This window comes from Komagataeibacter saccharivorans (assembly GCF_004348195.1).
Taxonomy (GTDB): domain Bacteria; phylum Pseudomonadota; class Alphaproteobacteria; order Acetobacterales; family Acetobacteraceae; genus Komagataeibacter; species Komagataeibacter saccharivorans.
The window spans coordinates 2,679,464-2,693,532 of the sequence record NZ_CP036404.1 but is presented as its reverse complement, the minus strand read 5'-3'; the positions used below and the strand labels follow the sequence as shown (position 1 = coordinate 2,693,532).

General features: G+C 62.4%; 6 protein-coding genes. All 6 read right to left on the bottom strand.

Going from position 1 to position 14,069, the window contains the following annotated elements; genetic code table 11:
* Nucleotides 1-78 precede the first annotated feature (78 nt).
* A complete protein-coding gene (gene bcsA, locus KSAC_RS17340; RefSeq protein WP_165927324.1) occupies nucleotides 79-4,668 on the bottom strand; it encodes a UDP-forming cellulose synthase catalytic subunit in 4,590 nt (1,529 codons plus the stop codon).
* A gap of 256 nt (nucleotides 4,669-4,924) precedes the next feature.
* Nucleotides 4,925-6,064: a hypothetical protein gene (locus KSAC_RS12375; RefSeq protein ID WP_132305642.1), complete on the bottom strand. Its 1,140-nt coding sequence runs from the start codon at nucleotides 6,062-6,064 to the stop codon at nucleotides 4,925-4,927.
* Entirely contained in the window at nucleotides 6,061-7,152 is a 1,092-nt protein-coding gene (locus tag KSAC_RS12370) for a glycosyl hydrolase family 8 (RefSeq protein WP_132306265.1), read from the bottom strand. The genes KSAC_RS12375 and KSAC_RS12370 overlap by 4 nt, the downstream gene beginning before the upstream one ends.
* 124 nt (nucleotides 7,153-7,276) lie before the next feature.
* Complete coding sequence (locus KSAC_RS12365) at nucleotides 7,277-8,965, bottom strand: SGNH/GDSL hydrolase family protein (RefSeq protein WP_132305640.1); 1,689 nt, start codon at nucleotides 8,963-8,965, stop codon at nucleotides 7,277-7,279.
* A 34-nt stretch (nucleotides 8,966-8,999) separates the two neighbouring features.
* Complete coding sequence (locus tag KSAC_RS12360) at nucleotides 9,000-12,821, bottom strand: cellulose biosynthesis protein BcsC (RefSeq protein WP_165927323.1); 3,822 nt, start codon at nucleotides 12,819-12,821, stop codon at nucleotides 9,000-9,002.
* 70 nt (nucleotides 12,822-12,891) lie between these two features.
* The gene (locus KSAC_RS12355) at nucleotides 12,892-14,052 is read right to left on the bottom strand and encodes an acyltransferase family protein (protein WP_132305636.1); all 1,161 of its coding nucleotides are present in this window, start codon (nucleotides 14,050-14,052) and stop codon (nucleotides 12,892-12,894) included.
* Nucleotides 14,053-14,069: the final 17 nt, after the last annotated feature.

Genomic DNA, 14,069 nt, shown 5'->3' with positions numbered 1-14,069 from the left:
TGCCACCGAATAGGCCCCGCGGCTAGGCCGTCCATGCGCCCCGCGCGCCGCTGGCGCACGGGACACGGAGCGGCCCGGTCAGTCGCGATAGGTCCGGCGCTGGTCCTGCAGTTCCTTGTATCGACGGGTGGCGTGGCGGACGAGCGCACGTGTCATGACCGCCGTCAGCAGCACGCAGGCAAACAGGCCCAGCACCAGCACGCGCGAGGGATGGTTGTGCATATACCAGTCCGGCCACATCCACAGTGGCAGCGACCCCACCGTATAGAGCGGCGAACTGCGATAGGTGGACAGCGTATCACCATGCACCAGCAGCAGGTCGCCCTGTATCTGCGGCTGGTCCTTACGCGATTCCAGCACCTGGATCAGGTTGTTCAGTCCCTGTCCGTCGGCTGAAAGCAGGGCCAGGACCGTGCGCCCGGCCATGAGCGGCGACTGGGACTCCATCATCGCGCCGACCCCGCCGGTCAGGTCGCTTTCCATTTCCGTGGTCCCATGCCCCTGCAGCGCGGCCAGCGGACTGCGGAACGCATTCCATATACCACCCAGCGGCGTGCGGATGGACATGTGCAGGCGGCCATCGGAAATCTGGTAAGCCGAATTGGCCAGCAGCGGCGAGATGTCCCCGCTTTCACCCAGCGTGCTCAGGACGATCAGGTTCCGGTCCGCAACATCGCTGACATGGTCGGCGGTCACGATCTCAACACCCGCAACCGGATACCATGACGATGCGCCCATGAACCCCATCAGGTCCATGAACACGCTGATCGTGCTGGCGGAAGGATGATCGGGCAGCACGACGGCAGTACGGGACAGGTCGGCATAGGTCGTGAACGGGTACCCCGCACTGGCCAGATAGGCCAGGTTGGGCATGGTGGTGATATGGAAGGCGTTTGAAAAATTGATCGTGGAATCAGGATCAACCGACAGGTGAAGCACGTTCAGCCCGGCCCGGCATACCGCGCTCGACATGGGCATGGCGTCGAAATAGAAATGAAGCTGGTTCTTGCCATAGATCAGCCATGGCGGCAGCGAGACGATATGGCTCTCCACCCCTGATGCCGCGTGCAGGCCCAGATGTTCCAGCACGTTCTTGATGGCATTGCTGTCATCACGCAGGGAATAGGAGCGGACATAGACATCGTTCACCCCCACATCCAGATGCGACCGGGACACGTCCACAATCGGCCCGTCGGGCGAGCGGAAACGCACATCCATCTTGTACGGACGGTCATGCCAGGTGTACAGATCCGGCGGCACGCGGAACGGCACGCTCATGATACCGGGTGTATAGCCCACCCCCTGCAGCACGCCGGGCGGCACCAGTTCACCCAGCTTGACCGGCCGGTTGGTCGGAATGAAGGCGGGCGCGTCGTTAGGCCTGCTCGGCGCCAGATCGATGGGGGCGATGTCCGCGCGCGGCGCGTTGGGCAGCGTGGCGGAACCGAAGCCAAGTCCCTTGCTGGCCGTAATCACCTCATCACGGTCGCGGCCCGTCACCACCAGAACCGTGCCATTGGCGTCGGACGGATTGGCAAGCTCCAGCACGGTCGGCCCGTTGACCTGCAGATGCCCCAGCGCCGCGGGCAGTTCCGCAACCACGCCCACCGCAACCGCATTGCCCCGCTGCGGTATGGTGGAGGAGACGGGAAAGGTCACGCCACGGAAATCGGTCTGTTTGCCGAACCATGAGGCGACGATGCTGCTCGCGGTCAGGATTTCAGAATCATAGCTGGCCGCCAGCACCATGGGAATGGTCGCCTGCTGGTCCACAGCCTTGTCGAAAAACGGCTGCGGCAGGCGGGAAAGCTGCCTGCGCGGCGGCAGGGGAATGGTCGTGACCTGCAACTGCGAATTTTGGGAAATGGTTGCCCACATCAGCTTGTCGGTCGGGTCGGCACAGCCCTGCGTGCCTGCGGCGAAATTGAAATTCAGCCGGTTCCCGTTCACGAAGAAGATCGGGTTCACATCGAACGCAATCGGCCCGAATGCCGGCTGCGAAGGGGTGGGACGCAGCGTGCCGACATACTGTTCGTTCAGCGTGATGGTGACGGCGCTGGTCTCGGGCCGCAGGCTGGGTGACATCGCCCCGGAAACGATCAGCCGCGCGGAGGTGACAAGCCGGTCGGCGGGCACACCGAATTCCAGACCCTGCAACGGCGAGTTGCTGCGCATGGTCAGGGCGCGCGGTGCGCCAAGCTGTTCCAGCGTATAGGTGTGGGTGGTGGCCATCTGCTCCCCCGCCCCACTGGCGTTCTCGCCACTATCCACTGCGGCTTCCGCAGCGGCGGCGTCGGTATCGGCATCGCTCGCCGGGACCGGCGCTGGCGTGGATACGGGTGCGGACGCGGATGAGGGTGAGGAAGCCGCCTGCGCCGATGCCGCCCATGACAGGCATGCCAGCAGCGGCAGTATTTTCAGGCTGCGCGTGCCGGACAGCAGACCGGTCTTGCGCCTGCGCTGGGCGCCATCCGTCCCGGCCGTTCCTTCATCCGTTAACACATTTTCCTCACTGAGACTGGGATAGCTGGCCTCTGCCCCCGCATTGCGCCGCCGCCTGGGGAAATAGAACAGACCTTTGATGTTGATAAGGATTTCCATCACGCTGCGCAGGGGTTGATCATATCTGTAATCGTTCCAGTCCATCCACGCATCTGCACGACCGAACACGATGCGGACGATACTGGCTTCTTCCGGAATGGAGCCTATATCCCATTGCAGGACGCATTTGCCATTGCTGCTACGGATCACACGCGCCCTGAGATGCGCCTGCTCCCCTTCGATGCCGACGCGGACATCGACCTGCTGCGGTGCCGTGACCGGGTGGGGCCAGTTCATGCTGACCGACGCCCCACCCATGGACAGGTCCTCGGTCATGCCATTCATCGTGACGCCATCCTCGGTCGTGATGCTGACCGGCAGTTCCGCGCGGATACGATGGCTATACCGCTTCTGCTGCGTTTCCCGGCCCACGGCGATGGCGGCAAGGATAATCAGCAGGCTGATCGCGGCCCACAGGGAATTGAGCAGATAACCACGCCGGGCGATGAAATCGACATGCTCGAAAAACAGCCCGTAGATCCCCCGCGACAGGCCGATCAGCATCACGATGCCCAGAATGATATTGGGATAGACCGCGCGCAGGTCGAAATACCCGCTTTCCAGCACGCCGCCCTTGTTCGTGACATTGAAACGGGCGCGTCTGGGACGCAGCAGGGTCGCGATCGTCACGCGCACCAGAAACAGCGCCATGGTGGTTTCGTACACCTCGCTCCAGAACGAATACCGCCAGCCCTTGTTGATGCGCGACGCCGTGGCAATCGCGTGCAGCATATGCGGAACAGCATAGGCCAGCACCGCCAGCGGCGAAGCGGTAATGATATTCTGGCCAAAAAACAGGAAGGCCAGTGGCGAGGTCAGGAACACCACCCGCGGCACCGCGAACAGGAAGGAGATCATGGCCGACAGGTAACAGAGCCGCTGCCCCCAGTTCAGCCCCGGCCCCAGCAGGGGATTGTCGATACGGAAAATCTGCAGCATGCCGCGTGCCCAGCGGACGCGCTGGCCGATATGCGTGATCAGCCGTTCCGTCGCCAGCCCGCCTGCCAGCGGTATGCGCAGATAGGCGGTGGACCATCCCTGACGCTGCATGCGCAGGGCGGTATGTGCATCCTCGGTCACGGTCTGGGTGGCGAAGCCGCCTATGCCCTCGATCGCCTCACGACGCAGGATGGCGCATGAGCCGCAGAAAAAGGTCGCATCCCAGAAGTCATTGCCATCCTGCACCACGCCATAGAACAGGTTGCTTTCCGGCGGGGTACGGAAACCGGTCGCCAGATTGCGCTGGAAGGGATCGGGAGAATAGAAATGATGCGGGGTCTGCATCAGCGCGATCTTGGGGTCCCCGATCATCCAGCCCATGGTTAACTGAAGGAAGGCGCGGGTGGGAATATGGTCGCTGTCCAGCGTCAGGATGAACTCGCCCGATGTCCGTTTGAGCGCGTAGTTGAAATTACCGGCCTTGGCATGTTCATTTACGGGGCGCGCGATGTAGGCCACCCCGCACTCTTCGGCAAACCGGGCGAATTCTTCCCGCTTTCCGTCATCCAGGACATAGACGTTCAGCTTGTCACGCGGCCAGTCGATGCCCAGCGCGCCCAATATGGTCAGGCGGACAATGCTCAGATCCTCGTTATAGGTGGGGATGTAGACATCGACCGTGGGCCAGTCCCTGGCATTGTCGGGCAGGGGAATGGGCGCGCGGCCCAGCGGGTAGATGGTCTGGAAATAGGTCAGGAAGAGCATCACCAACGCATACAGTTCCGCCGTAAGCAGGAACGTGCCCAGTCCGATCTCGATCCAGGTGTCGAAATAAAGCGTGTCGGTCAGACGCCATGTAAGATAGCGCAGGGATACGGCAGCCGACAGGACTTCCAGAAAGACCTGGACATGCCGGGTCTTTTTTCTGCCAACCACGAAAAAGACGGCCATGTAGACAAAGGCCACGACCAGTTGCTGGTTGGGCGTCAGCGTGACCGTACTGGCCGCGAACAGGGCGCACAGGGCGATAGCAACCGTAATTCCAATTCCCGGACGGGATGCGAGGAACAGTTCTAACCGGCGCGACCATGCCGATTCGGCCCGTGTTGGCGACTCAACCTCTGACATAAATCCACTCGTCCGAAATAAACTGCAAAAACAGAAAACTGCATTCAAAAACTGTCAGACAGTCATTACGCCTGCCGCCAGCATGCACAACGGCACTCCAGCCGCCTGAAAACCGGCGGGCGGTCTGGACGGAAAAGGCCCAGATCGTGCGAAACGGCGGGGATAATGCCCCGCCTGTCCCGGTCGTCATATCGTCACACGGTTTCAGGGGAGCCATAGCGGACTGGCCCTGAAACCACGCGCGATACGTTCCTTTTCAGGATTCTTCTTCTTCCCGGCGGCGCAGCAGGGCGTCGCGCAGGGTGGATTTGGGGGTCAGGCGTTCGGTCGCGCGGCCACCAAGGATCATGAACATTTCGCTCATGGTCGGCGAACCATCAGCCGACGGGGTGGAGACGGTTTCGCTGTTGGGGTTCGAATTCGACTTGGTCATGCTCTTCACCTTGGAATGTTGGGGACGGGAAACGCGCACGGGAACGGAGCTGAACAGCCTGCGTTCATCCGGTGGGCGGTTGAGGGAGAAAACAAGGCTACGGCTTGCAGGGCGCGGGCGTTCCCCGCGCTGGTGCCGCGCCTTGGGAACGGGCATCCAGTCCTCCTCCCCGGTTTCCTCCGGGAAGGATAGCGGAAGCTCCAGCGCATGTTTTTGTGGCGACGACATCGGTTCCTTATAGGGTGGTAGGGCACGGGGCCAGCGATCCACTTTGGCGTTCCGGCGCGCGGGCTGCAATGCCGGTGTGGGGGCAGGCTCCTCCACCGGTGGGGCGGGAGCGGGCTCATGCGCTTCCACCGGCGGCGATTCGATTGCGGGAAGCGGCGGAGCCTGCGTTTCGTGTGGTTCCGGTTCTGACAACGCAGGCGGCTCAGGCGGCTCAAGCGCCACGGCAGCTTCCGGCGGGGGGAGCGCGGGTTCTTCCACCGCGGGTGGCGGCGGCGGCGCTTCATGCGCTACGGCAGGCGCGGGCGGGTGGCCGTCGTGCGCGGGCTCGGACGGCACATCGGTGCCGATGGCAGGCAGGGCATGATCCCGGTGTTCGGGCGTCTCTTCCGCCGTTACGTCTTCCGGCCCGTCTTCGCCTTCATCGTGTTCTTCTGGCTCTTCTGGCCCGTCGCGCATTTCCGGTTCTTCAGCCGGTTCGTTTTCACCCGGTTCGCTGTCACCCTGCCAGTCGTAAGAGTCCTCGGTCTCGGCGGGGCCTTCTTCTTCGTGGCTGGAAGGCGGTGCGATCGCAGGGGGACCATCCGGGGGCTGAAAGGCGGGGTCGCTAAAGGGACGGTAAACGAATCCCTGCTCGACACCGAAGCTCTGCAGGACACGTTCTATATCCTGCGGACGCTCCCCTGCCGGGGCCTGGCCATTGCCTTCAACCCTGTCTTCCGACCCTGAACCGCTCACTTCGCTTGCTCCTCTGCTCGCGCGATATAAACCAGAAGCGTCAATGCCGCGGAATAATAATCCGGCGAATGGTCCAGTGTCGGCAATTCCGCGACGGAAGCAAGCCCCGTGCACTGCGCCACCGCCAGATATCCCGGTGGAGCATTATAAGGCGAGCGCGCGCCCGTCGTCAGGTCCACCCATGCAGGCAGTCCGTCCGCGCCAAAATGATTCCAGAACCGGGCATAATCCGCCTGCAGGCGTGGCGTCAGCATGTGAGCCCAGTACAGATACAGGGGCACACGGATCGCATCATAGGAAAAACGCGGCGGCCATCCCTTCGCGATGGAGAAAACCTGCGTATGCCGGTCCATGGCGACCCAGTCCGCAGGCAGCCGCCACTGACCGAACCGGGCCTGCAGGATGATGCGCATGCCATCATGCATGATCGTGCGCCACGCCCGGTCGGCCGTCAGTTCCAGGGCCTGCAGCAGCGCGGGCATAATGTAATAGGACAGGTTGAGTGTCACCACATCCGGCGTGACAAAACCCGTCGCCCCCGGCAGCAGGACCCGATACCCCCCGACCTGCAGGGTCATGTGTTTCAGGACATCGCGATAGATCGCAATCGCATCGTGCACCAGATCGGTGCGTCCCCATCGCACCCCCGCGCGCCCAAGGGCCAGTGCGATCAGCAGGTCGCCGTCGGTGGCGTTGTTGGTGTCGGGCATGGCGGGATCATGGTCGGGCAGGAACCGCCATGAAAACAGTTTGTCCTTCGTATGCTGCAAGGTGGTGCGCGCCCAGTTCCACATGACCTCGAACGACTGGAGATCACCGGCGGCAACGGCAAAAAGCATGCCGTAGCCCTGCCCCTCGCTATGGGACTGGCCATTATTGCCGGTATCGACAATGCGGCCGTCAGGGCGGAAATATTGCGCACGGAAGATGGCCCATTGCGCCGCGATGGCATCCGGTCCCGGCGGGGCGACAGGGGAAGCCGCACGGGCGCACGACATCCCGCCCCCGATTGCCGCAAGGGCCGCCAGCATGGTGCGGCGGCCCATCGCCGGGCGCGGGGGAAGCGGTGCGCCGCTGTCAGATGTCATGGAATTCGCGCGCATCAGATAATCATGCATCCTGTGGAGTTATCAGGTTTTCCTATCCGAAATCCATCAAACTGCAACCGCAGCCAGTCCCTGCGTACCTTCGCCCGCGCGGCAGCACGTCGGTTCAAGGCGCTTCCAGCAGCAGGCGTCCGATCCGGTCCCAGACCATGCTGGCCAGAATGGCGTGCCCCGTCTGGGAAGGATGCGTATCATCAGCCAGCCAGTTGGTATGGTTTTCGACGTTGTAGAGCGGCTGGTCAGGCGCGAAGGGATCGATCTCGATATCGGGGGCAAGCGTTCCGTCGTGGATCGCGGCTTTCAGTGCCGCACGCGGCGCGCCGCCGGTACTGGTCTCATCAATCAGGGCTACGGTGAAACCGGCCTTTTTAAGCCGCCTGATGATTTCCGCGATGTTCCGCACGGTTTCATCTGCCGGGAAATGGCTGGAAGGCAGGTGGTCATTATAACCACCGAACACGACGGCCACCTTCGGGCCGGCACCACGGCCTACCGCTTCCGCCGCGGGAACCATGCCCAGCATCTGCCGCGTGTTCGCACCCGATACCGCCAGATCATAGCTCTGGTAACGTCCGTACTGCTGCATGATGTATGGCCAGTTCCGGCCATCGGACAGGCCGTACCCCTCCGAACGGCTGTCACCGATCGTGACAAGGACAGGGCGAAGCTGGGGCATGTAGTTTCCGGCTGCCGCTGCCGCTGCATGGAACAACCGCCGCTGCGCGGGATCAGGTGCATGATCGGCAATAACCAGACCGCTCCACTGTCCCGTATTGCGCCCCTGCGAAAACCACGGACCGCCATCCATGTTGAACCCGACATACCCCCCGGCCAGTCCGCCCGCCGCCACGCTGCCGGACAGGCTGGCGGCTGCATTGCCGGAATGGAGGCCATAGCCCGCAGGTGTCGCATACACGTCGAACGCGGCGGGCGCGTTGGTAATGACCAGATCCGTCCGGCGGTCCGGGCTGGCCGCATCACCTATATGGGCGAACCCATCCAGACTGTAGCTGCCGAAAAAGACCCTGAACGTCCGCCCCCGCCCGGCACTGCCCAGCAGGACTGGCACGGGATAGGCCGCATATCCGGAATTGGAGGAAGCATAGGTGCCCACACTTCCAAAAAAGAAGTCATTCGCCGGAACCTTCACCCCCGCCGGGATGACAAATCCCCCCGGCCCGTTCTCTTCCCCCCATGAAAGGGTCTCGTTCCCCGCGATACGGACCTCACCGATATGGACCACATGCCGTCCTTCGGTCGCCAGCAGGTGATGGCCATGCCCGCTCTGGTCATATACCCGCAGGACCGTGGCGAACGTGCCCGCGTCACGCCCGGCAAGACGTGTTCGCAACGTGTCCTGATCCAGCATGCCGCCGGGCAGGATCGCAAGCGTGGTCACGACCCGCCTGCCCCCCTGCACCGTTTCCACATCGACCGCAGGCCCGACATAGCCGGAAACCATCTGCACCGCGCCCCCCGCAAACACCACATGACCGGCCAGCGCATCCGCCGGACGCGCGACCACCATCGGTTCCCACCGCGCGCTTCCCGCCGTTACCGATGCCGCCTGCCAGACCTGTCCGCCCGCCTGCCAGATATCGCCCGTGGCATAACCCTTCGTGGTGTCATCATGTGGTCCCGGCGCGCGGTCCATACCGCCGGATCGGCTATCAGGCGCAGGAATGCACACGCCGCTTCCCCCCGGCGCATCCGCGCATGACGCCGCATGGCCGGGCAGCGTATGGCCCGTGATCCCAAGGGTCAGTACGGCAAGGCAGAGAGATTTCTTTTTCATGGCCTGCGATCCCGGTTGCGCCGCATCTCTCCGCTCAGTCCTCTTCCGCCGACAGGCGGGAAGATGACGCAGCCTGCGTTTTGTCAGGCGCATCAAATACGTAATGAAACATCAGCATCCCGCTGGTTTCCGACCAGCTTCCCGCGCGCGTGAAACCGCCATTCAGCCCCAGCCGGAACTGCGGCGTAAGCTGGTAGACCAGTTGCCCCGATACGTTGCCCGCAACCCCGCTTGCGCCACCCCCTGCCAGTCGGCCACTGCCCTGCGACAGCGTGGCCTGAAGCTGCGGGTCGCGCGGATAGACCGGGGAACTGCCGCTATGGTAATTCTGGTATCCTGCCTCCCCACGCAGGAACCAGTTCCAGCGACCCTGACGCCCGGACCATGTAACCGGCACCATCGCGCCGTAATAGGAGCTGGGGGAAAAGTATCCCCCCTGCCCCATCGTGAAGAAATAGGTGTTACGCCTGTACCCGAAATAGATCAGGTCCAGCCCCACGCGCAGGGCCTGCCGGTCGTTGTGATTCCACACGATCACATTGCCACCGGCGCCGGCCTCGCCTTCCGTATTGCCAACGACATTGGTGCCTTCCACATAGGCGCCGCCGCCGCCGGCATACAGGGTCCAAAACGGACGGGCGTATTCTATCGCCCCATGACCGAATACACGCGTCACCCCGCCCCATGTCCTGCCGGTGCCGGGATCGGTCATGCCGGCATAGGACAGGATACTATCGGTCACCATGCGGCGGCCGCCACTGATGTGCAGCCGCAGGTTACGCGTAAGCGAGGGCGCGAATTCGACACCACCCAGAACGTTGGTAATGGGGAAGCCCAGCGGTGATGTGCCCACATCGCCCGTAAACCAGCGGTTGGTGTAACTGACACCCAGACTGACACCCTGCGCGTCGTAATGGTTCTTCAGCGTGCCGCCATTGACCCCGACCGTCCCGAACATGTTCATGCCATAGGATGTCGGCTGGGGCCTGCCGGTGAACAGGAATGTCGGCGTAAGGGAAAATGTCAGCCGGTGCGCCCATGACGAGAGCGGGAAGGTGGCCGTCACCGGCACGGCCAGTTCCGTCATCTGCCCTTCCCCGCTGGCCCCGGTGCGGCCCCGGACATAGATGTTCGAATCAATCTGCGGGGCAAGCGTTTCGCGCAGGTAGGCGATCTGCCGGTCGGTCGCCTGTATGGCCGTGTCATCGAACATGATCTGATAGCCCGCAGGCAGCGGGACGACACCTGGCCCGTTACGCTCGATGTGCATTTGTGGCCAGACATAGTCCGGCACAAAGGTATCGCGCGGTGGGCATTTTTTGGTCAGGCGGCCAGAGCACAGCAGTTCACGCACATGTTCCAGATCCGCAAGCTGGATGCGGGCATGGCCTTCGGCGCGGGCAATGTCCGACCGCGCTTCCCATGTCGGCGCGGTTTCAGGTGCGACATCCATCAGCCGCTTCATGTAGGCATGGGCGGATGCCATGACATCCGCCCCCACCGAATCATCCACCGCCGCCGTCAGGGCCGACGGATTGTCCGGATGCGCATTCAGCACCGTCACGTCTTCATCCAGCGCGCGGCGCGGTTTGTCTTCCCTTGCATATACGCGCCCCAGCGCCAGATGCGCGGCGGCAGAGGAAGGATTGCCCATCACCAGTGGCAGCATCAGCTTTTCCGCCAGAGCCGTCCGGCCTTTCTGGTCCAGCCGGTCCGACTGCATGATGGTCAGGCCAATCTCGATCTGGTGGCGGACATCGCGCTGCTCTGCGGTAATGATATCGGGACTGTCCGTGGCGATGCGATCGAATTCCGTAAGATACGCCCGCGCATCCCGCAACGAACCGATACGCAATGATGTCCCGGCATAGGACAGTTTCTGGTTCGGCTCGGGATTGAACGTGATTGCGTTCTCGTGCTGCAGCACCTTGCGGGCCGAACGGGGATCGTCACGGTCCATAAAGGCGATGGCGACGATCATGCCCCGCATGCCGTCCGGGTCGGGCGTGTTCGCCAGCGCCATAAGCTGGTCCGTATAATCCGCCGCACCGGGGTCAATGGCCCGCACTTCATGCGTCAGGCGCAGTTCACGCCCGGCCCGCACCATGTTGGGGGTCTGCCGCGCAGACGGCGGCAGACGGGCATAAAGTGCTGTTGCCGTGTCAATTTCGCCATGCGCGATCATATACAGGATCGCCACCTCGATATTCACCGCGGGCACCTGCGCCCCGCTGGTAAGCTGCTGGATAAGGGCGGCGGCCTGTTCCGTATCCTCATGGACATACAGCGCGTTTGCCAGTTCCAGATGCACCCATGGATCGTCAGGCGTGTACTCCAGAACTTTCTTCAGCAGGGCGATGCGCTGATCCCCGTCAGTCGCGTGGTCTGCTTCGTAATGCAACTGCATGGCGCGCAGGGTGGGGATACGCGCGGGCTGCGTGCTTTCCACCATGCGCATCAGTTCATTCACCTGTTCGCCCTGCTCCTTCCCCTGCTGGAGCAGGACATAGGCAAGGTTATAGGCGGCATCGGCATTATGGGGCGCAAGACGCAGGATTTCCTGATACGCCTGCGCCGCGTCATCCAGCCGCCCCAGCTTGCGGTCCAGTGCCGCCTGCAGGAACAGCGCCATGTCGGCGGCATTCGCATGCCTGCGCAAGCGGTTGATGTCATCCTGCGCTGCGGCATACCGTCCGGCGTCGATGGCCGAGCGGGCATTGGCGATCAGCGGATCGGGCGCCGCGCCGACATAAACTTTCTGCAACGCCGTGCGCCAGTGGCTGTCCGGCGTGGAATCCGCCGCGATCGCCTGCATGAAATAGGCCTTGGCCTCGTCCGGGTGCTGCTGCGCCTGTGCCGCGATCCCCAGCCCGCCAAGGGAATCCGGATCGTTGGGGCTGAGCGTCAGGGCCTGCTGGAACTGGCTGGCAGCTTCGGCGTATTTCTTTTCCGACAGCAGCTTATACCCTGCCATCCGGGCGGTGGCGGCATCGATGCTGGCCTGTGTCAGTTGCGCCTTCTGCATGAGCTTGCGGATTTCCACATCATCGGGATGGCTGGCCAGCCATTCCTGATAGAGCGGGATGCTTGAACCCGTTACCGGCTCCCATGGCAGGGCTTCCCGCCAGGAAGCCAGTGCCCGGTGGCGGATATGGGTGGAATCGGCATCGCGCGCCATCTGCTTCAGATCCGCCAGCCCCTCTGCACGGCTTGCGATGCGGTAGGTCAGTATGCGGTCATATTCCAGACGTGCATCCATATCCTCCGGATTACGGGCGACATAGTCACCCAGTTTCGTCCGCGCTTCCTGATAGCCCAGAATGGTGGCCCCGAGTACGCGGTAGTATTCCAGCGCCAGATCGGGCGGTGGATCACCATCCCTGAACAGGGCTTTGTACTTGAACATCGCCGGCATCATCTTGCCGGTTTCAGCCAGATGCCGTGCCTCCGCCAGTGCCCTGGGGTCGATCGCACTGTATTTGATCTGCGCGTTCAGCATATCGGCATAGGACGCGCCATCACGGCGCGCCACCAGTTGCTTCGCCGTTGCGTGGGCAGCAGCCATCTCGCCCGTGCCGATCTGGATGCGCCCCTGAAAATACAGGATACGACTGTCATCAGGGGCGATGCTCTGCGCTTCGCGCACGACCTCAATCGCCTTGTCGTACTGCTGCTGCCCGATCCAGTACTGGGCCTTGCGCAGGAGCAGACCCAATTCGGGATTATCAGGCGATGGAACCGTATTTCCGGCCACAACACCCTGCACCGCGACCGATTGGGAACTGAGCGCAGGACCATCATCCGCACGCGCCATGCCAAAAGGGATGCACAACGTGACACCACATAGCAGCGTCATATTGTACATGCCCTTTGGCATGGACGCGCGGATGCGTCGGGGCACCCCCGCGCCGCGTGGGTCAGGTGCCTTAATGCACACGTGACACGGACGATATGTAGAACAGAATCATCGCCAGCCCCCCACAGGCACCGACCAGCGCCAGCGCGCCGTAATTACGTGCAGTAGGTGTCAGGCGGCCTTCGTAATCAAGGAAAACACGCTCCACAAACACATAACTCAGCAGGCTTGCAACCAGGGCCGCCAGCAGCACGCCCCCCATCACCATGCCATGGACCTGGAACTGCAGCAGGTAATTGGCAACCACGATGGCGGGCCAGTGCCACAGGTACACCGAATAGGAAACAACCCCCAGCGGCGACAGAGGAACCAGCGCCATGCGGGCCACATCGTGCTGCGGGCACATGATGATGGCCATGACCGCCAGACAGGGCACGATAATCATATAGGACGGACAGGCGTACTGCAGCGTGTAGAAAAACATCACGCCCACAAGAAGGGCGATCGCCACGCCACACACGATATTGGACACGGCCCGCCCCGGTTGTGGACGCGGCAGTATCCAGATCATCGCACCAAGGGAGAACTCCCACAGGCGGTCGAGAATATTATAATAACCCTGCGTATCGCCGGTAAAATGGCTGTACAGGTCATATCCCAGCGACAGGACAAAAATACCGATCACCACCATATGCCGCAGCGGCGCCAGCCTGACCGCGAGCGCCACGGCAAGGATGACCAGATAGAACTGCATCTCCAGCGAGAGCGACCAGGTATGCAGGAAGGGGTAGGCAATACTCTGCCCCTCGAAATACCCGACATGGCCCGATGCCCATATATTGGACAGATAGACCAGCGCATACGCCCCGTTGATGGCGATATCCGCACGGTCGCTTTGCAGTACCCACCACAGCATTCCGGCGGATATGGTGGCAATCATGCACAAAAGTGCGGGCAACAGGCGGTACAGCCGGCGGCAGATGAACCGCATGGGCTGGAACGGCTGCGTCACCAGTGCGGAATGTCCGATGAAATAACCGGAAATGACAATAAAGATGTCGACGCCAATAAAGCCGCCCTGCAGCCACCCGGCATGGAAAAGCATGACGGACAGCACGGCCAGCCCCCGCAGGCCGTCGATATCGCGCCGACGGCTTGTGGGAAAGAACTCGTTCTGAAGTATGCGTCGCCAGGTATTGTGGGCAGCATTGACCGCCTGACTCTGGATCATGATCCGCAATCCATGAA